This window comes from Vreelandella sp. 21 (assembly GCF_050995515.1).
In the GTDB taxonomy this organism is placed as follows: Bacteria; Pseudomonadota; Gammaproteobacteria; order Pseudomonadales; family Halomonadaceae; genus Vreelandella; species Vreelandella alkaliphila.
In genome coordinates, this window is record NZ_CP194673.1 from 2,382,713 (window position 1) to 2,401,882 (window position 19,170).

At 52.6% G+C, this 19,170-nt stretch carries 16 protein-coding genes; 2 read left to right on the plus strand and 14 right to left on the minus strand.

All coding sequences use genetic code 11. The features are described 5' to 3' along the window. Positions 1-5: 5 nt before the first annotated feature. Together pepN and ACN06F_RS11235 are read right to left on the minus strand one after the other, a co-directional pair. On the minus strand, positions 6-2,636 hold the full coding sequence (gene pepN, locus ACN06F_RS11230; protein WP_433923911.1) for an aminopeptidase N: 2,631 nt from the start codon (positions 2,634-2,636) through the stop codon (positions 6-8). A gap of 84 nt (positions 2,637-2,720) precedes the next feature. Beyond that, positions 2,721-3,206, minus strand: coding sequence for a YajQ family cyclic di-GMP-binding protein (locus ACN06F_RS11235; protein ID WP_038485589.1), 486 nt, complete (start codon positions 3,204-3,206; stop codon positions 2,721-2,723). Between the two features lie 223 nt (positions 3,207-3,429). Between ACN06F_RS11235 and cobO the strand changes: the two genes are divergently transcribed. Beyond that, positions 3,430-4,029: a cob(I)yrinic acid a,c-diamide adenosyltransferase gene (gene cobO, locus ACN06F_RS11240; protein ID WP_038485592.1), complete on the plus strand. Its 600-nt coding sequence runs from the start codon at positions 3,430-3,432 to the stop codon at positions 4,027-4,029. Positions 4,030-4,160: 131 nt separating this feature from the next. Here the strand turns inward: cobO and ACN06F_RS11245 are convergent, their stop codons facing one another. The 11 genes from ACN06F_RS11245 to ACN06F_RS11295 form a co-directional block, all read right to left on the minus strand. Then, positions 4,161-5,456, minus strand: coding sequence for an adenylosuccinate synthase (locus ACN06F_RS11245; protein WP_433923912.1), 1,296 nt, complete (start codon positions 5,454-5,456; stop codon positions 4,161-4,163). Then, entirely contained in the window at positions 5,456-6,649 is a 1,194-nt protein-coding gene (locus ACN06F_RS11250) for an ATP phosphoribosyltransferase regulatory subunit (protein WP_038485596.1), read from the minus strand. The genes ACN06F_RS11245 and ACN06F_RS11250 overlap by 1 nt, the downstream gene beginning before the upstream one ends. Positions 6,650-6,848: 199 nt before the next feature. Further along, a complete protein-coding gene (gene hflC / locus ACN06F_RS11255) occupies positions 6,849-7,733 on the minus strand; it encodes a protease modulator HflC (protein WP_038485599.1) in 885 nt (294 codons plus the stop codon). Beyond that, a complete protein-coding gene (hflK, locus tag ACN06F_RS11260) occupies positions 7,734-8,996 on the minus strand; it encodes an FtsH protease activity modulator HflK (protein WP_038485602.1) in 1,263 nt (420 codons plus the stop codon). Between the two features lie 175 nt (positions 8,997-9,171). Further along, a complete protein-coding gene (gene hflX / locus ACN06F_RS11265; RefSeq protein WP_038485605.1) occupies positions 9,172-10,482 on the minus strand; it encodes a ribosome rescue GTPase HflX in 1,311 nt (436 codons plus the stop codon). 36 nt (positions 10,483-10,518) lie between these two features. After that, the gene (hfq, locus tag ACN06F_RS11270) at positions 10,519-10,767 is read right to left on the minus strand and encodes an RNA chaperone Hfq (protein ID WP_009099947.1); all 249 of its coding nucleotides are present in this window, start codon (positions 10,765-10,767) and stop codon (positions 10,519-10,521) included. A 151-nt stretch (positions 10,768-10,918) separates the two neighbouring features. After that, positions 10,919-11,857 (minus strand): tRNA (adenosine(37)-N6)-dimethylallyltransferase MiaA, encoded by a 939-nt coding sequence (gene miaA / locus ACN06F_RS11275; protein WP_231657126.1) that lies wholly within the window; start codon positions 11,855-11,857, stop codon positions 10,919-10,921. Between the two features lie 42 nt (positions 11,858-11,899). After that, entirely contained in the window at positions 11,900-13,834 is a 1,935-nt protein-coding gene (gene mutL, locus ACN06F_RS11280; RefSeq protein ID WP_433923913.1) for a DNA mismatch repair endonuclease MutL, read from the minus strand. A gap of 22 nt (positions 13,835-13,856) precedes the next feature. Then, positions 13,857-15,296, minus strand: coding sequence for an N-acetylmuramoyl-L-alanine amidase (locus tag ACN06F_RS11285; RefSeq protein ID WP_051626579.1), 1,440 nt, complete (start codon positions 15,294-15,296; stop codon positions 13,857-13,859). Positions 15,297-15,346: 50 nt separating this feature from the next. Then, on the minus strand, positions 15,347-15,844 hold the full coding sequence (gene tsaE / locus ACN06F_RS11290; RefSeq protein WP_038485618.1) for a tRNA (adenosine(37)-N6)-threonylcarbamoyltransferase complex ATPase subunit type 1 TsaE: 498 nt from the start codon (positions 15,842-15,844) through the stop codon (positions 15,347-15,349). Positions 15,845-15,855: 11 nt separating this feature from the next. Next, on the minus strand, positions 15,856-17,349 hold the full coding sequence (locus ACN06F_RS11295; protein WP_433923914.1) for an NAD(P)H-hydrate dehydratase: 1,494 nt from the start codon (positions 17,347-17,349) through the stop codon (positions 15,856-15,858). Between the two features lie 95 nt (positions 17,350-17,444). Between ACN06F_RS11295 and queG the strand changes: the two genes are divergently transcribed. Next, entirely contained in the window at positions 17,445-18,557 is a 1,113-nt protein-coding gene (gene queG / locus ACN06F_RS11300; RefSeq protein WP_433923915.1) for a tRNA epoxyqueuosine(34) reductase QueG, read from the plus strand. Positions 18,558-18,575: 18 nt separating this feature from the next. Here queG and orn read toward each other — a convergent pair whose 3' ends face one another. Then, entirely contained in the window at positions 18,576-19,169 is a 594-nt protein-coding gene (gene orn / locus ACN06F_RS11305; protein ID WP_038485627.1) for an oligoribonuclease, read from the minus strand. Position 19,170 lies beyond the last annotated feature (1 nt).

Genomic DNA, 19,170 nt, shown 5'->3' on the forward strand with positions numbered 1-19,170 from the left:
TTACCTTATGCCAGCGCTTTCTCAACAACTTCGAATACGTTTGACGATAAAGGCTCCTGCTTAATACGCACAAGCTCATCGCGCATTAACTGCTGACGTTCTTCGTCGAAACGCTGCCAACGGGTTAACGGTGTCACCAGCCGTGCGGCTATTTCGGGATTCAGGCGATTTAGCTCAATCACCACATCGGCTAACAGCGCGTATCCTTTACCATCTAAACGATGGAAATTAATCCGATTTTGGGCAAATGCTCCGACCAGGGCACGCACTTTATTAGGGTTCTTAATTGAAAATGCTGGGTGCTGCATTAGATATTGAACACGTTCAAGAACATCTGGCTGCGGGCGTGACACCTGTATGGTGAACCACTGATCCATAACCAACGGGTCATGTGCCCATTTTTCGCCAAAGGCCTTCAGTGCTGGAGACGCGATATCATCACGGTCACTATGAACCAACAAGGTCAGCGCATGACGAACATCGGTCATGTTATGTTCCGCAGCAAACTGCGTTTCGCAAAACGTAATGCCCTCTTCGTCCTCAATCGCCATTAAATAAGTTAAGGCGACGTTTTTGAGGCTACGCTGGGCGATCTGTTCAGGCGTTGGCGCGTAGGGTTTATCGCTTTGGTTCGCTTTATACACGGCGACAAATTCATCACGCAGCGCAACGGCTAACGACTGACGCACGAATTCGCGAGCGGCGTGTATTGCGTCCACATCTACAATCGGCTGCTGCTCGGCAATATAGGCTTCAGAGGGTAGCGTCAGCATTTCTGCCAGCACCGCTTTATCGCTCATAGCGCTGGTAAGCAGCGTTCTAAAGGCTTCCACAACACGGCTGTCCATGACCTTTTCAACACCATTACGATGTGCAGCGATTAGATCATCTAACGCCAGCATAGCAAGCCGCTGGCCGGCATCCCAACGGTTAAAGCCATCGCTGTCATGCGTCAGCAAAAACGCAAGGTCTTCACGCGAATAGGGAAAGTGTAGCTTTACGGGTGCAGAAAAATCGCGCAGCAGAGAAGGAACAGGCGCTTCAGCAACGTCAGTAAAGACAAACGTCTGCTCATCTTCAGTGAGATGAATAACAGCGTCGTTACCTAGCTTCTCACCTGACAGTGTTAATGTCAGATCCTGTCCCGACTTGGTGCCCACTAGCCCCATACGTACGGGAATGTGTAACGGCAGCTTGTCTGATTGCCCTGGAGTCGCGGGGGTACGTTGGCGCAGAGTGAGATGATACTCCCCATGGGCGTAATCGTATTCACCGTGCGCATCGATTTCAGGCGTGCCTGCCTGGGAGTACCAACGCATAAATTGGCTAAGGTCTACATCAGACACCTCAGCCATGCAGCCCACAAAGTCTTCAATGGTCACTGCCTGACCATCAAAACGTTCAAAATAAAGATCTGAGCCGCGACGGAAGTCTTCCCAACCCAGTAAATTACGCAGCATGCGCACAACCTCTGCACCCTTTTCGTAAATCGTCAGAGTGTAAAAGTTGGTGATTTCAATAAAGTGGTCTGGCCGGATCGGATGCGCCGTTGGCCCAGCATCTTCAGCGAACTGAGCAGTGCGGAAAAACGACACGTCTTGAATGCGCTTAACGGGAGCCGAGTTGGTATCGGCGGAAAAGCACTGATCACGAAATACAGTAAAGCCTTCTTTTAAAGAGAGCTGGAACCAATCACGGCAAGTCACTCGATTGCCTGACCAGTTGTGGAAATATTCATGGGCAACAATCCCTTCCACATTTTGGAAGGCTGCGTCCGTCGCGGTATTGGGATGAGTTAATACCGCAGCGGAGTTAAATATATTAAGCCCTTTGTTTTCCATTGCCCCCATATTGAAATCATTCACTGCCACAATCATAAACAGATCAAGGTCGTATTCACGGCCATAGGTCTGTTCGTCCCATGCCATAGCACGCTTAAGAGAGGCCATCGCATGTTCGGTTTTATCTAGGTTTTCTTGCTCGACCCATAACTGCAGCGTCACGTTGCGACCGCTCACAGTCTCAAAAGAATCTTCCACTTTATGCAAATTCCCGGCAACTAAAGCGAACAGATAGCAGGGTTTCGGGTGCGGGTCTTCCCAGGTCGCAAAGTGGCGGCCATTTTCCAATGCACCTTGATCAACAGGATTACCATTGGCGAGTAGCACTGGTTCACTGGTGGCGTTACCAATCACCGTTACCTTAAAAGTGGCCATCACATCAGGACGATCGGGGTAATAAGTAATTCGCCGAAAGCCTTCTGCTTCACACTGGGTGCAATACATGCCGTTAGATTGGTACAGCCCTTCCAACGCAGTATTGCTGCTGGGAGCTAGCTCCACCTCACTCTCCAGCATGAAGGTCTCTGGCACATCCGCTATGTGCAGCACCTCATCCGTTAACTGATACGCAGCATCAGCCAAAGGGCTACCATCGATAGCGAGTGATATCAGCGTCAGATGTTCACCGTTAAGCACTAACGGCGCTTGTGAATCAGCGCTTGGATGACGCTCTATTTGCAGACGTGCTTTTACGCGGGTTGCTGCAGGGTCAAGATCAAACGTCAGCTCGGTATGGGTAACTAGGTAGGCGGGCGGCTGGTAGTCGCTTAAATAAACCGGCTGCGGATCAGACATAGTGCGTGACTCCTGTAAGCTTATAAATTATTTGATGAGGCAGCGCCTAACGCTGCACCATCGTATTACTGTCGATCGAGTTAATTAATCACGGAAGTTATCAAATTGTAATGGTAGTTCAGGCCCCTCTTCGCCACGTAAAAGCGCCATCACGCTCTGAAGATCGTCGCGTTTTTTACCCGTAACGCGCACTTTTTCACCCTGAATCTGAGCCTGTACTTTTAGCTTGCTGGCTTTGATACGCTTAACCACATCTTTTGCTTCAGCCTGATCAAGCCCCTGCTTTAGAACGACCTCCTGTCGGGCTTTCACACCAGACAACACCGGGTCTTGAATATCCATACAACGGGCATCAATTCCACGTGCAATCAGCCGATTGCGCAACACATCGAGCATTTGCTTTAGTTGGAAATCAACCTCAGCCTCAAGCTGAACTTTCTCTCCTTCAAGTGAAAAGCTGGCATCAACACCTTTGAAATCAAAGCGCGACTGCACTTCACGATTTGCTTGGTCGATAGCATTGGACGCTTCGTGCTGATCAAACTCTGACACAATATCAAATGAGGGCATGGCATCATTCCTAGTAAGACATGACCCACTATTCTAGAGCAGCTAGCCCCCACCCGGCCAATTTCTTACATAATGTGTCTTGCAGCGCTAACTTCGGCACCCCCAAAACTTGAACAGAATTATCCATTAACTATACAAAACTTAACCACAGCAATATTAAATTGCCGCTGGATGAATTAACCTAGCCATCATTTACTTAATCACTTACCGATGGATACCGACCATGAGCGATCGCGATGCACGTCACAAAGCGTCGATGGAAAAACTGAAAGCCCGCGTTGACGAGAAAGTGGCCAACGCTACCGAGCAGCGTGGGCTGTTGCTGATAAATACGGGCAATGGCAAAGGTAAAACGACTGCCGCCTGGGGCACCGTCACTCGCTCGCTTGGCTATGGCTATAAAGTTGGTGTCGTGCAATTTATTAAGGGATTATGGGAGTGCGGTGAACGCAATCGGCTAGAGGAAGACGCAAACCTCAGTGTTGCCATCATGGCCACGGGCTTTACCTGGGATACCCAGAATCGCGAGTCAGATACCCAAGCTTGCCAAGCAGTATGGCAAGAAGCTGAAAAAATGCTCGCAGACCCAGCGACCTATCTTGTTGTCCTGGATGAAATTACTTACATGTTGAAGTTCGGTTATTTAGATATTGATACGGTTAAGCAAGCACTGATCAATCGACCGCAAGAACAAACGGTGATTATTACCGGACGCAATGCTCATCGAGATTTAGTGGCAATGGCGGATACAGTGACAGAGATGCAAGAGGTACGGCACGCGTTTAACAATGGCCTGCAAGCCCGTCGCGGCATCGACTTCTAGTTTTAATACGGATGCTAAAAAGCAAAAAGGGGCGATTAAATCGCCCCTTTTTTCAGCTACTCAATTTTTTCAACTACTCAATCATCTCAGCAGCTTACAAACACACAAATTATTTATGCATGAATGCTAGCTTAGTCTTCAAACGGGTTACGCAGGACAATGGTTTCCATACGGTCAGGGCCAGTTGAGATAATATCAATGCTGGTACCTACCTGCTCTTCTAAGAAGCTGATGTAAGCACGTGCATTGGCAGGCAGATCCTCAACTTTCTTGGCGCCCAGGGTAGATTCTTTCCAGCCCGGTAGATCATGGTACAGCGGCTCAACAGCTTCGTAGCCTTCTGAATCAACCGGATTATCTAGCACATCGCCATCTTTACTACGATAGCCCACGCACACACGAATATTTTCCAGGCCATCCAAAACATCAAGCTTGGTTAAGCAGATACCAGAGACTGAGTTGATCTGCACCGCATGACGCAACGCTACGGCGTCAAACCAGCCACAACGGCGCGCGCGACCCGTGGTTGCTCCAAACTCATGCCCACGCTCGGCTAAATGACGGCCATGGTCGTCAAAAAGCTCGGTCGGGAATGGGCCAGAGCCAACGCGGGTGGTATAGGCTTTGGTGATACCTAGCACGTAGTCCAGGTAAAGCGGGCCAACACCTGAACCGGTAGCCGTTCCGCCAGCGGTGGTATTAGAGCTGGTGACGTAGGGATAGGTACCGTGATCAATATCCAACAGCGAGCCTTGAGCACCTTCAAATAGGATGTTCTCATCGGCTTTACGCAGATCGTGCACCATACTAACGGTGTCTGTGACCATAGGCCGTAGCTCTTCGGCCATCTGCATAGCGGTATCCAGTACTTCCTGGAAGTCCACCGCCGGCTCGCCGTGATAGTTCACCAACACAAAGTTGTGGTAGTCCAATACCTCGCCAAGCTTCGAGGCAAAACGCTCACGGTGAAGCATATCGCCTAAACGCAGACCACGACGGGCAACTTTATCCTCGTAAGCTGGCCCGATTCCACGACCAGTGGTGCCGATCTTAGCAATGCCGCGCGCTTTTTCACGTGCTTGGTCCAAACGCACATGGTAAGGCAGGATTAACGGACAAGCTGGTGACAGGCGCAAGCGCTCACGTACCGGCACGCCCTTCTCTTCAAGCTCACGGATCTCTTTGATCAGCGCTTCAGGCGACAATACGACGCCATTACCGATCACACAGGTTTTACCTGGACGCAGCACACCAGAGGGAATCAGGTGAAGAACCGTTTTCTCACCGTCAATCACCAAGGTATGGCCTGCGTTATGACCGCCTTGAAAGCGCACCACTGCTGAGGCTGATTCGGTGAGCAGGTCAACAATCTTGCCTTTGCCTTCATCACCCCATTGGGTACCCAGGACTACGACATTCTTACCCATTATGCACTCGTCTCTTGTGTCAGGGTCATTGTCTGCCAACGACCGTCAATAAACTCAAGACGGCGGTCACAACTGTGCTCCGCCGGCCCAGTACGCTGCCCAGGCAGCGCTTGAATCACGCGTTCACCCTGCTCACGCAGCGCAGCAATGGCAGCGTTAAGCGACTCTTCTTCTTGGGCAGGCGCCCAAACAGCCCCCTGGCTGGGTGAAGCCAGCGCCAGGGATGCCAATTGTTTTAAATCCATAGAAAAACCGGTCGCCGGACGCGCACGACCAAAAGCACGGCCAGTGTCATCATAACGCCCACCTTTGGCCAATGCATGGCCATAACCAGGCACATAGGCAGCAAACATCATACCAGTGTGGTACTGATAACCACGCAGCTCCGCTAAATCAAAATAGAGCGAAACGTCAAAGCGCGCCAATACACCTTTATAGAGTGCTTCCAACTGGTCAAGTGCCGCCCTCACCGGCGCGGGGGCACCGGCAAAACGATCTCGTGCTTGCCCTAACACACTTGCATCACCATGCAGCTCACCAAGCGCTATCAGCATATCTGCCAAGGCTGGGTCGCTGACACTACGGTGAACGAGCTCAGCTAACTGGCCCGGCGATTTCAGCGCCAGTGCTTCAAACAGCGCCCGCTCCTGCTCATCGCTAAGCGCAGCTGCCTCGACAAAGCTACGATAAATGCCAATATGGCCCAGCGCCAGGTGAATTTCATCAGCGCCCGCTGCTTTTAAGCTGGCCAGTGCCAAATGAATAATTTCACTGTCAGCTTCTAAACCGGCGTGACCAAACAGCTCGACCCCTACCTGCACAGGGCTTCTCCCCCCCTGGTGCTGGTCGGCTTTAGCGCGCAGCACATTCGTGCAGTAGCATAATCGAACCGGCCCTTGCCGCTTCAGGGAGTGGGCATCCATACGCGCCACCTGAGGAGTTACATCGGCAGATGCCCCCATCATGCGACCCGTTAGTTGGTCAGTTAATTTAAACGTCTGAAGATCTAGATCGGTACCGGTACCGGTAAGCAAGGAGTCCAAAAACTCCACCGGCGGCGGCATTACTTGGTCGTAGCCCCAGCAATGGTAGAGATCAAGCAGCGCACGGCGCAGCTCTTCCATGCGGCTTGCCTGAGGCGGCAGCACCTCATCCATGCCGTCGGGCAATAGCCAGCGGTCAGCGATGGTCATGTGAACAATCCTGCGAGACAATGAAGGCCCAAACAAGCAGCTACATCATGACGCGTTTTAGGCGTTCATGGACAAGCGCTAGTGAAATGAGGGCCACAAAAAAACCGGGCGACGCCCGGTTAATTAAGTCTATCACGTTTGTGCGCCAGATGAACCCCGCTAGGACTGCATAACCTTGCGGGGCTGGGCACACATATAACTACTCTCCGTTGCTAGGAACCGCACTACGCAAATAGCGGAAGAAATCACTATCAGGCTCCAGCACCAGCAGGTTGTTATCACCTGCGAAGCTTTCACGATAAGCGTTCAAACTGCGCCAGAAAGCGAAGAATTCCTGATCCTGACCATAAGCCTGGGAGAAAATTGCCGCTGCTTCTGCATCGCCTTCACCACGCAGCGTTTCAGAACGCTCATTGGCCTGGGCGAGCAGTACCTGACGCCGACGATCAGCGTTAGCACGAATACGCTCAGCCTCTTCCTGACCTTGTGCACGCCATTCACGAGCTTCACGCTCACGCTCAGAACGCATCCGATCAAATACTGCAGCCGAGACATCTTCTGGCAAGTCGATACGCTTAATGCGAATGTCACGTATCGCCACACCAAGCTCATCGCGCATCAGCTCATCTAGCTCAGCGGTAGGCCCTGTCATCAGATCATCGCGACGTTCGGCGATAATTTCCTGAAGATTCAAGCGACCAAACTCGTTACGTAAGCTTTCATCTACGCGCGGCTGAATCAGGCGAATCGCCATCATTTCATCGCCTGCAGTCGCCTCGTAGTAACGCGTGGGATTTACCACCTGCCACTTGACGTAAGAGTCGACAATAACCGCTTTCTGCTCAAGAGTCAGATAACGGCTGGTATCAGTATCAAGAGTCAGCAGACGCGTATCAAACTTACGAATCGTTTGCGCGATCGGTATTTTGACATGCAGTCCTGGCTGAATATTCTCTTCGATGACCTCACCAAAACGCAGCTTAACGGCACGCTGGGTTTCATCCACTACATACAAGCTATTACTAGCTAGCCAAGCCACAGCGGCCAAGCCACCTACGATTAGCAGGGATCGATTATTAATCATTTAGCGGCCCTCCCTGCGAATGGGGTTACTTGATGACGAGGATGACGAGCTACTCTGGCTTCCCCGTAACGAATCAAGCACCCGCGGATCAATCGATTCACTACTACCATCACCACTATTACTGGAAGAAGCATTACTGCCAGCAGCGCTACCGCCACGCATTTGATCTAATGGCAAATACATCAAAGGCGCATTTTCACTTACATCCAGCAGTACTTTGGGAGTATTACCAAAGACGTCTTCAATCGCATCCAGGTACATACGCTCACGCATGATGTCAGGCGCGTTGCGATACTCGGTCAACAATGCGTTAAAGCGGTTAGCCTGACCTTGTGCTTCAGCCACGACCGACTCTCTATAACCTTGACCTTGCTCAACGACACGCTGCGCTTGGCCTTGAGCTGCAGGGATAATGGCATTGGCGTAGGCCATCCCTTCGTTGATCGTACGCTGACGATCTTCACGTGCGCGAATAACATCATCGAAAGCATCGATAACGGGCGCAGGCGCAGAGGTTGACTCAATGTTAATTGTCTGGAGACGAATACCAGCGCCGTAAGCATCCAAATAAGATTGAAGGCGGCTTGCCACAGAGCTACCTAAAATTTCACGACCAGAGGTTAAAATGTCGATCATGTCAGTGCCACCGACAACGTGACGCAAGGCGGAGTCCAAGGCATTCTCGATAGAAAGTGCTGGATCGCGTACGTTTAATACGAAGTCACGGGGATTAGCCACTTGATACTGAGCAGAAATTTCCACTTCAACGATGTTTTCATCACGCGTCAACATAGACTGCGTTTGGGAAACTGACCGAACACGGGTCACGTTCACCATACGAACATCGTCAATTAGCGGCGGATTCCACTGCAGGCCTGGGTCTACGATGCCCTGATACTCACCAAAACGCAGCACGACGCCACGCTCAGACTGGTCGACCAGATAAAAACCGGATGCGGCCCAGATAGCTAAAGCGACAACGACCAGCAAACCAGGTAGCGCTAGAGAGTTACGCGGCTTACCACCACCGCTTTTACCACTCCCGTTACCGCCACTGCTTTTTTTGCCACCGCCACCCAGCATTCCGTTTAACTTATCTTGGAATTTCTTTAGTGCTTCATCGAGGTCGGGCGGACCTTGATTATTGCCACCATTATTACCTCCACCATTACTTCCACCGCGATCACCGCCGTTATTACCACGTCGGCCACCACTGCTCCAGGGGTCGTGCTGGTTGCCACCACCAGGCTCATTCCAGGCCATACATCTTCTCCACTCAGGTGTTCACCTGCACTTAGCCTCACAGTTAGCAAGGCACGGTGCTTTTAATATTATTACTATATAAATTTTGTACCATACTTCTACCCGAGTTCACATAGGCTTCACATACCCAAGCTCATTTATATTTAAGCCTATATATGCGATGCAGCCTACGTGACTACCACTCGTCAATTTCGCGTAAAGCGACGGGTAAATAGGTATTAGCACGCTCACCAAGTTGAGCCATGAGCTGATTGAAATCACGTCTAGGCAAGCGCACGTCTAAAACAGACTGTCCTTGCTCATCAAAATATTCTTCTCGAACTGCGTTCAACTCATGTAGACCAGCACGCAGCTTACCCTGCTCCGGAGACAGTGTAAGCGAAAAGCCAATAACATCATTTGCTAAACGTTCGGTTAGCGCCTCATGCAGCAAATCAAGGCCTTGCCCTTGCTGAGCTGAGAGCCACACAACCTCAGGAACGCCGTGGCCATCGCGCTCAATTCGCGGTGCACTATCAAGACGGTCGATTTTATTCATGACCTTGAGAACAGGCACGCTATCAGCGCCTATCTCTTTGAGTACACGATCGACTTGCTCAACGTTGGCATCACGATCAGGATCAGCAGCATCTATTACATGCACCAACAGCGAGGCTTCCGCAGCCTCTTGAAGCGTTGCTCGGAAAGCTTCAACCAACTTGTGAGGCAGATGGCGAATAAAACCAACTGTATCGGCCATCACCACAGGGCCAACGTCTGCAATTTCGAGACGACGAAGTGTCGGGTCAAGCGTGGCAAATAGCTGGTCAGCTGCGTATACCTCAGCATTGGTAAGCGCGTTAAACAGCGTCGATTTACCGGCATTGGTATAGCCAACTAATGAAACGCTGTGAATCTCGGCACGTGAACGTGCGCGGCGGTTCTGGTCGCGCTGGCTGCGTACTTTATCGAGCCGTTTATGAATCGACTTAATGCGCCCGCGCAGCAAACGACGGTCGGTTTCTAACTGCGTTTCACCAGGGCCGCGCAAACCGATACCGCCCTTCTGACGCTCTAAGTGGGTCCAACCGCGCACTAGGCGAGTGGACATATATTCAAGCTGGGCAAGCTCTACCTGCAGCTTACCCTCATGGGTTCGTGCCCGCTGCGCAAAAATATCGAGTATTAAACCGGTACGATCAAGCACTCGACACTTGAGCTCATGCTCAAGGTTGCGCTCTTGGGAGGGACTTAAGCTATGGTTGAAGATCACCAGTTCTGCTTGGTGAGCTGCGAGCAGTGCTCGCAGCTCCTCCAACTTGCCTGACCCGATAAACGTTCGGGAGTCAGGGCGCTGTCGGCTAGCAGTGAGTAATGTCGCGGGCTCTGCGCCAGCAGAGCGCACGAGCTCTAAGAACTCACCCGGGTCTTCACGTGCTTGCTCATCATGAAAGTCAACGTGAACAAGTACTGCCGTTTCACCGGCATCTGGGCGCTCAAAAAACAATCAATACCTCGTGGACTCTCTAGCTATCCAACGGTGTTAGATGTCCGCGTCGGGCGCGGCTGGATCTTGTGCCGGCAAACGCACGTTGCGCGAAGGCACTACCGTGGAAATAGCGTGTTTATAAACCATCTGACTGACGGTATTGCGCAATAAAATGACAAACTGGTCAAATGATTCAATCTGGCCCTGCAATTTAATGCCGTTCACCAGGAAAATAGAGACCGGAATGCGCTCCTTGCGCAAAATGTTCAGGTACGGGTCTTGAAGGGACTGCCCTTTGGACATGTTGCTCTCCCTAAAACTGTCGTTGGGGTTGGTTATAAATGGCGCGCCCTACTGGTGCTGCGCCGCAATCTTGTTGCCCGAAAGGCCTGGGGTTGTCAAAAGAGCCAGCCGGCCACTCGAAAACACTTGCTTACGAAATCACTATCTTACGCTAAGCACCGCTTTCACGCACGAATTTCAGCACCTTATCCAGTACGTCAGGCTGCTGTGAGTCTACCCACGTAAGCGACGGCCAACTTCTTAACCACGTAAGCTGCCGCTTAGCGAGCTGGCGAGTTGCTATCACGCCACGTTCAATCAACTCGTTTTCGTCGTACTTACCGTCTAAGTGCTCCCATACTTGACGATAGCCAACACTCTTCATTGCTGGCAAGCCAAGATGAATGTCAGATCGTTGTTTGAGGGCGGCTACTTCATCTATCAAGCCCTCAGCCAACATTGTTTTGAAGCGCACCGCAATGCGGTTGTGTAGCAATTGGCGATCACTGGGGGCTAACGCTATCGACATCACCCGCCAGGGAAAGGTTTCTGGCTGCTGTTCCGCCCATAGCTCACTCATAGGACGCCCACTTACATAATATACTTCAAGCGCGCGCATTAAGCGCTGTGGATCATTGGGATGTATGCGCTGCGCTGAATCGGCATCCACTTCAGCCAGCATACGATGAAGCGCTGCCAACCCTTCATTCTGCCGAACAGCTTCCAACCGTTGACGTATGGCGGTGTCTGCGGCAGGCAAGTTAGCAACGCCTTCCACCAGACGCTTAAAGTAGAGCATCGTCCCGCCAACCAATAATGGCACGCTGCCTGCCGCGCTGATTTGCCGCATCTCCTGCAGCGCGTCTTCCCGAAAATCAGCGGCTGAATACGGCTCAGACGGATCACGAATATCAATCAAACGATGCGGCGCACGCGCCAACTCGGCAGCACTCGGCTTAGCACTGCCAATATCCATCCCGCGATATACCATCGCTGAGTCGACGCTGATCAGCTCATGCCCCAAACGCTCATGCAGAGCCATCGCCGTGTCGGTTTTACCAGCTGCCGTGGGCCCCATTAGAAAAATCGCCCAGGGGCGTGTGTCAACCATCTGCTCTTAGCACTCCCTTCGTTGTCTTAACTAACCACGCAGCTATTGTCCACGTAAGAACAGGCGGTCGAGTGCTTTCATACTCATTTGCGTCCACGTTGGACGGCCATGATTGCACTGGTCGCTTCGCTCAGTGCGCTCCATATCTCGCAGCAAAGCGTTCATTTCATCAATGGTTAAGCGTCTATTTGCACGGACACTACCATGGCATGCCATGGTCGACAGCAACTCATGAATGCGTGCTTCAACCTGATGAGTTCGGCCAAACCGCGACAGCTCTTCGAGCATTTGACGTATCAGGGTCTCTGGATCTGCCTGAGCCAAAAGAGCTGGCAATTGCCGGACTAGCAAAGTTTCTGGACCCGCCACATCTAGCTCAACGCCTAACTGGGCAATGGCATCGCGCTCACTTTCGGCGGTTGCCACTTCGGCGCGACTGGCGGCCAGGGAAACTGGCACCAGCAGCGGCTGTGTATCAATCCCATCGGCTGCGGCCAGTTGGTTTTTCATGCGTTCATAAACAATTCGCTCGTGAGCAGCGTGCATGTCTACAAGCACCAACCCCTGCGCGTTTTGGGCCAAAATATAAACACCGTGCAACTGCCCTAGCGCAAAGCCCAACGGCGGCGCCGTGGTTGCATCATGCTCAGGCATCGCCTGCGTAACCTCACGCACTTCTGTCGCTTTTGATGTATTAATGCTTGGCGCGCTTGGCTGCGGCGTTAATAGCGACTCTTCATGATCCGGATGCAGCGCTTGGTAGCCCTGCATAAAACGACGCACTCGCTCTGCCCCAGGGTGGCGCTCAGGTGAGTCTGATAGCGCCATGCCTTGCTGCTGCCAACGGGGAGTCGGCGTTTGAACGTCGGCCTCATTAGTGTTGCCCGCAGCACCTACCTCTGCTACTTCACCTTCATGCCCACAAGCGGTGCTCTGTTCTTCTTCAGCAGGCTTAGAAGAAGCAAGACAATGGTGCAGGCTAGAGTAAAGGAAGTCGTGCACCATCCGACCATCGCGAAACCGCACTTCATGCTTCGTTGGATGTACGTTGACGTCGACGACATCAGGATCAAGTTCCAGGTAAAGCACAAACACCGGATGACGACCGTTATACAACACGTCGCGATAAGCCTGACGAACAGCATGGGCAACCAAACGATCACGAACGACGCGGCCATTGACAAAAAAGTATTGCTGATCCGCCTGAGAACGAGAGTACGTGGGCAAGCCGACCCAGCCACTAATACGCAACCCACCCGCTTCACGTTCAATGTAGCGAGCATGCTCAATAAAGTTTTTACCCAATAGCGAAGCAATGCGCCGCTCGCGTGCGGCTGGCGTCACCCCTGGTGGCAATTGATGCACCACTTTCTGATTATGGCGCAGCACCCAAGCTACGTCGTAACGTGATAACGCCTGGCGACGAAAAGCTTCTTCAACATGGGCAAATTCTGTTTTTTCGGTGCGTAAAAATTTGCGCCGCGCGGGGGTATTAAAAAACAGATCCCGTACCGCGACACTGGTACCACGGGGGTGTGGCGCAGGCGTGACCCGCGCCTCCATACCACGCCCCTCAGCGACGACTCGCCACCCTTGGCGGGGGTCCTCTTCGGCATTAGAGATCAGCTCCAGTCGCGAGACAGAGCTGATCGAGGCCAGCGCCTCACCACGAAACCCCAGCGAACTCACACCCTCTAAATCTTCCAGGCTATTGATTTTGCTGGTCGCATGACGAGCAAGCGCCAGAGGCAAATCCTGCTCACCAATACCAATGCCATCGTCGCGCACTTTAATAAGCCGAGCGCCACCTTGCTCTATCTCTACTTCAATTCGCTGGCTACCAGCATCAATGGCGTTCTCTATCAGCTCTTTCGTCACTGACGAAGGGCGCTCGACAACTTCCCCCGCGGCAATTTGGTTTGCCAAACGAGGATCAAGCACATGAATGCGCGTTGGCGAAGAGATCAATTCAGACAACCGTCACCTCGGAAACCTATAATCATGAACGTGGGATGCGCAGCACTTGACCAACACGGATAACGTCACCGTTAATATCGTTGGCCTGCTTCAGTTGATTCACTGGCACACCATGGCGCACGGCAATAGCTGACAATGTATCTCCCGACTGAATACGGTACTCGTTACCGCTCGGACGACGCTGATTGTCGCGCTGCCATGCCAATAGACTTGCTGGCGGCGGATTACGCTCGAAGTGATCACGCAAACCATTGAAAATAGCCGTTGATAACCCACGTTGATGGACCGGATCCCGCAGGCGACGCTCTTCATCAGGGTTAGAAATAAAGCCAACCTCGATAAGTAGCGATGGAATATCGGGCGATTTCAACACCATGAAACCCGCTTGTTCAACACGAGACTTATGGAGACGGTTGATACGACCTAGTTGGTCGAGCACTTGGCCACCAATCGATAGCGAATCGTTTAACGTTGCCGTCATCGTGAGGTCTAGCAACACACCTCGCAGTACTTGATCTTTGTCGCGCAATGAAAGGTTGCCATCAACACCACCAATCAAGTCAGAGCGGTTTTCGCTATCAGCCAGCCATTGAGCAGTTTCAGACGTTGCACCTCGCTGGGAAAGTGCGTAAACAGAGCTCCCCTGGGGCCGCGGACTCGTAAATGCGTCGGCATGTATCGATACAAAAAAGTCTGCTTTTTGATCCCGAGCAAGCTGGGTACGCTGACGAAGACCCAAGTAGTAATCACCATCGCGAATGAGTACCGCTTTAAAGCCGCGCGTACCGTTTACCTCTGCGGCAAGACGTCGTGCAATCTCCAGCACTACATCTTTCTCGCGTGTTCCAGAAGGACCTATTGCGCCAGGATCTTCGCCGCCATGCCCAGCATCAACAGCAATAATAATATCCCGTTGCGGATGCGGTTGAGCTGGCTGAACCGCGGTAGTCGTTGGCTCTACCGCTGGCGACACCACCTCTTCAGCTACCACTTGCCCCTGTGACTGCCCCTGTGCCCGAGCCTGAGCATTAGCTCTTTGAGCAAGGATTTCTTGGTCACGAATCATCGCCTCGATGGGATCAATAGGGTTTTCAACCGCGCTCTCGCCCGGGTACTCAAGATCGACCACCAAGCGATGCCCATACTGGTCGTTGGGTGGCAATGCAAAGTGACGTGGGGATATTTCACGGTTAAGCTCCAGAACAACACGAAGTCCACCGCCGTCCCGAACACCCGTTCGTACTTCATCAATAGCGCTCCCATCCAATGGCAGCGTAGACACATCGGTGTCTAGGTAGCTTTCATCAAGATCAATGACCAACCGCGACGGGTTCTCAAGGGAAAATACATTAGCGTTTGCTGCTGCCGTCAAATCAAACACCAAACGCGCATGATCAGGAGCCGCCCACAACCGCATGCTCTCTACCGTTGCCGCTTGCAGCGATGACACGCCTGCCACCATAAGAACACAGCCAAACGACACACCGCGTGCCAGATAGTTTAGTGCGCTGTTTATAGCCATTGAATCACACCACTTTCAAGCTGTTCACTGCCATGCTTGCTAACCATCTCGCTGATCACCCGTTCACCCAAGTCAGTTTCTGCGGTTAGCGTAACCAAGCGACCAGGATCAGCTACCTCCAGCGTCACTCGCAAATCAGGCGCGGGGAGCCAACCTTCACCTCGGCTCGGCCACTCAATTAAACAGAGCGCGTCATCGGCAAGCACATCTCGTCCGCCGATAAACTCAAGCTCTTCAGGATCTGCTAAACGATACAGATCTAAATGATAAATGCGCTGCGCCCCCAGTTCGTAGGGTTCTACCAGAGTATAAGTAGGGCTTTTAACCGCCCCCTGGTAGCCATAAGCTCGCAATATACCACGCGTCAATGTTGTTTTTCCTGCGCCTAAGTCGCCCTCTAAATAAACACGCCCGTGACCTTGCAGCGCCTGCCCTAATGCCTCACCAAAGGCAACGTGAGACACTTCATTATTCAATTGCACTTGCATGTAGGCCGCCTTCACGGGTTAATTAACACTCGTACATAGGATGCCAGATCACTTGCCAGCAAGCCACGTTCACCCGTTGCTTTAGCCGCTTCATCGCCGGCCAGCGCATGCACCATCACCCCAAGCCACGCTCCACGCTCCATATTGTCGTTCTGAGCAACCAGTGTACCTAGCATACCGCTCAGCACATCCCCCATGCCGCCGCTGGCCATACCAGGATTGCCATAGGGGCAGATTACTAACCCGCTGGGGCCAGCCACTAAGCTACCCGCCCCCTTTAAAATTACGACGCCGCCCCGCGCTCGCTGTAAGGCTCGGGCAGCCGCTGGACGATCTGCTTGAACATCCGCGACGGAACAGCCTAGCAACCGAGCCGCCTCACCTGGGTGCGGTGTTAATACCCAATTATTACGACGCTCATCAGGCCAGCGGCTGGCCAACAGGTTGAGTGCGTCCGCATCAACAATTAATGGCACATCTAATTTCAAGGCACTCTGCAGTATCGCTTGCCCCCAGGCCTCTTGCCCCAGCCCCGGCCCAACAACGATTACATCTGCCTGGGAAGGCAATTGGCCTGCATCGGCGCCACCGCGAACACCATGGGCCATTACCTCAGGGCAGCGCATCAAACTAGCAGTCACATGCTCAGGTGCCGTTGCCAAGCTGACCTTACCGGCGCCTAAACGCGCGGCCGCTTGAGAAGCGAGCAACGCCGCACCACCAAACCCTGGTGCACCTCCCATTACCACGACATGCCCCAGATCACCTTTATGGCTGATACGGGAGCGCGGCGTGAACACCTCACCCAAAAGCTCATCGTCCAAACGCCATGCGCTGGGCGGTATATCAAAAAACGCTTGCGCCTTGACACCTAACGGACGGAAGTCAATTTCGCCGGTATAAGCAGGTGCATCGCCAGTATGCAGGCCAATTTTGTCGCCTATAAACGTCACCGTGCAGGCCGCATTGACGGCCAGCCCCATGACGGCACCCGTGTCTGCCGAGATGCCAGAGGGAATATCCAACGCCAATACCGGTTGATGCGACGTATTGATCGCTTCAATCACCGGCCTTATTTCTCCGGCAACATCACCCGATAGCCCGGTACCGAGCAGTGCATCAACAATCACTTCACCAACCAAGGTGGTACTTGACTGCCACTGGTCCAAACCAACGCCCGCCGCCGATGCCAGCTCGGCAGCGCGAGCAACATCCCCCGTCAACGCCTCGAAAGGCCTGAGTGAGATGCGCTGTACTTTAAGCCCGGACTGCATGGCCAACGCCGCAAGCACATGGCCATCACCCCCGTTATTACCGCTACCACAAAGCACTGTCACGCTTCGTGCATGCGGCCAGCGGGAGCGGAAACTGTGCCATGCACTGGAGGCTGCTCGCTGCATCAAGGCAAAACTTTCAATGCCGCCGGCAATCGTACGCCGATCAAGCTCGCGCACTTGAGCCGCTGTATAAAGGGGGCGTAGCGAGGAAGTACTTAACGTGGGCACGATCTCTCCTTAATCTGGTGACAGTTGAGCGCTAGTAGGTTGATAACCACTTATGCGTTAGCATAGCGCGCTTAACGCGCTACCGTTGATTTACCATGCAAAACTCCACCACCTTTTCACTATCTGATGATGACTTAACGCGTCTTGCAGCCCTAATCAAAACATGGGGTCGAGAGTTAGGTTTTCAGCAAGTAGGTATTACAGACACTCAGCTAGCAGCTCATGAAAAACACCTAGATGCTTGGCTTGAAAAAGGTCACCACGGTGACATGAGCTTTATGGCGAAACATGGTACCAAGCGCACCCGCCCGGAGGAGCTTGAACCTGGCACCCAGCGAGTTATCAGCGTGCGCATGGACTACTTACCCGCGGAAGTAGAAAGTACAAAAGTGCTGGGCCAACCTAGCCGTGCCTATGTTTCACGCTACGCACTGGGGCGCGACTATCATAAATTAATGCGCAAACGTTTGGCGCAACTAGCTAAAAAAATCGAGCAGCAAGTCGGCGCGTTTGGTTATCGCGCATTTGTCGACTCAGCGCCCGTTATGGAGCGTGCCTTAGCGCAAAAAGCAGGCCTTGGTTGGTTTGGTAAAAATGCCATGTTACTTAACCCCAAAGCGGGCTCGCTTTTTTTCCTCGGCGAGCTGTATACCGACTTGCCGCTGCCTATCGATGCACCGTTTACTCAGGAACACTGTGGCAGCTGTAGCGCCTGTCGAACCGCCTGCCCAACCGGTGCCATTGTAGATGACAAGGTCGTCGACTCGCGCAAATGCATTTCTTATCTCACTATTGAACTGCATGGCGCGATACCCACGGAGTTTCGCCGCGCCATGGGCAACCGTATTTACGGTTGCGACGACTGCCAGTTGGTGTGTCCTTTCACTCGCTTCACCCGCGTTACCCAGGAAGATGACTTTGCGCCGCGCCATGACCTTGACCGCGCCGACCTCCTTAGCCTGTTTGCCTGGGGCGAAGACGAATTTTTGGATAAAACAGCAGGCAGCCCCATCCGGCGTGTTGGCTACGAACGCTGGCTGCGTAATCTCGCCATCGGCCTGGGCAATGCTCCCTGGAGTCGCGCGGTAGAGGCAGCCTTGTGGGCAAGAAGAGCCTATCCCAGCAGTTTAGTGCGTGAGCACGTGGCTTGGGCGCTTGAGGAGCAGCGCCTCAAGCGCGGGGCGAAAATTGCCACTGACGGCGCTTAGCCACTTTTCTAAACTACCTTACTCCTCTTCATCTGTTACCGTTTCGAGGCGTAAGAACGTACTGCGATAGTGAACCAACTCGGCAATCGACTCCTTGATGTCATCCATTGCCAGATGGACATTCTGCTTTTTAAATCCTGCTAAGGCACCTGGATTCCAGCGTTTTGCCAACTCCTTAACGGTCGACACGTCCAAATTACGGTAATGGAAAAACGCCCAAAGATCCGGCATTTCACGCTCAAGGAAACGCCGATCCTGGTGAATGCTATTGCCACACATAGGCGATGAGCCAGAGACCACATAGTGGCGAAGAAAATCGAGCGTTTGCTGCTCGGCCTCAGCGGTAGTCACAGTGCTCGCTTTGACGCGCGCAACCAGACCACTCTCCCCGTGGGTCTTCTGATTCCAGTCATCCATTTGTGCCAGCTGGCTATCAGGCTGCTTCACCGCAATCACCGGCCCTTCCGCTACGACGTTTAAATCGGCATCGGTAATCAATGTGGCCACTTCAATGATGCGCTCTTTGTTTGGATCCAGACCGGTCATTTCCAAGTCTATCCACACTAGCAAATCATCTCGCGGGGTGGCGTTGTCAGCTGTTTGCTCGCTCATT

Coding starts and splice junctions, on each gene's coding strand:
- pepN (WP_433923911.1), bottom strand. CDS start 2,636: ATGTCTGATCCGCAGCCGGTTTATTTAAGCGACTACCAGCCGCCCGCC.
- ACN06F_RS11235 (WP_038485589.1), bottom strand. CDS start 3,206: ATGCCCTCATTTGATATTGTGTCAGAGTTTGATCAGCACGAAGCGTCC.
- cobO (WP_038485592.1), top strand. CDS start 3,430: ATGAGCGATCGCGATGCACGTCACAAAGCGTCGATGGAAAAACTGAAA.
- ACN06F_RS11245 (WP_433923912.1), bottom strand. CDS start 5,456: ATGGGTAAGAATGTCGTAGTCCTGGGTACCCAATGGGGTGATGAAGGC.
- ACN06F_RS11250 (WP_038485596.1), bottom strand. CDS start 6,649: ATGACCATCGCTGACCGCTGGCTATTGCCCGACGGCATGGATGAGGTG.
- hflC (WP_038485599.1), bottom strand. CDS start 7,733: ATGATTAATAATCGATCCCTGCTAATCGTAGGTGGCTTGGCCGCTGTG.
- hflK (WP_038485602.1), bottom strand. CDS start 8,996: ATGGCCTGGAATGAGCCTGGTGGTGGCAACCAGCACGACCCCTGGAGC.
- hfq (WP_009099947.1), bottom strand. CDS start 10,767: ATGTCCAAAGGGCAGTCCCTTCAAGACCCGTACCTGAACATTTTGCGC.
- miaA (WP_231657126.1), bottom strand. CDS start 11,857: ATGGTTGACACACGCCCCTGGGCGATTTTTCTAATGGGGCCCACGGCA.
- ACN06F_RS11285 (WP_051626579.1), bottom strand. CDS start 15,296: ATGGTGGCAGGCGTGTCATCGCTGCAAGCGGCAACGGTAGAGAGCATG.
- tsaE (WP_038485618.1), bottom strand. CDS start 15,844: ATGCAAGTGCAATTGAATAATGAAGTGTCTCACGTTGCCTTTGGTGAG.
- queG (WP_433923915.1), top strand. CDS start 17,445: ATGCAAAACTCCACCACCTTTTCACTATCTGATGATGACTTAACGCGT.
- orn (WP_038485627.1), bottom strand. CDS start 19,169: ATGAGCGAGCAAACAGCTGACAACGCCACCCCGCGAGATGATTTGCTA.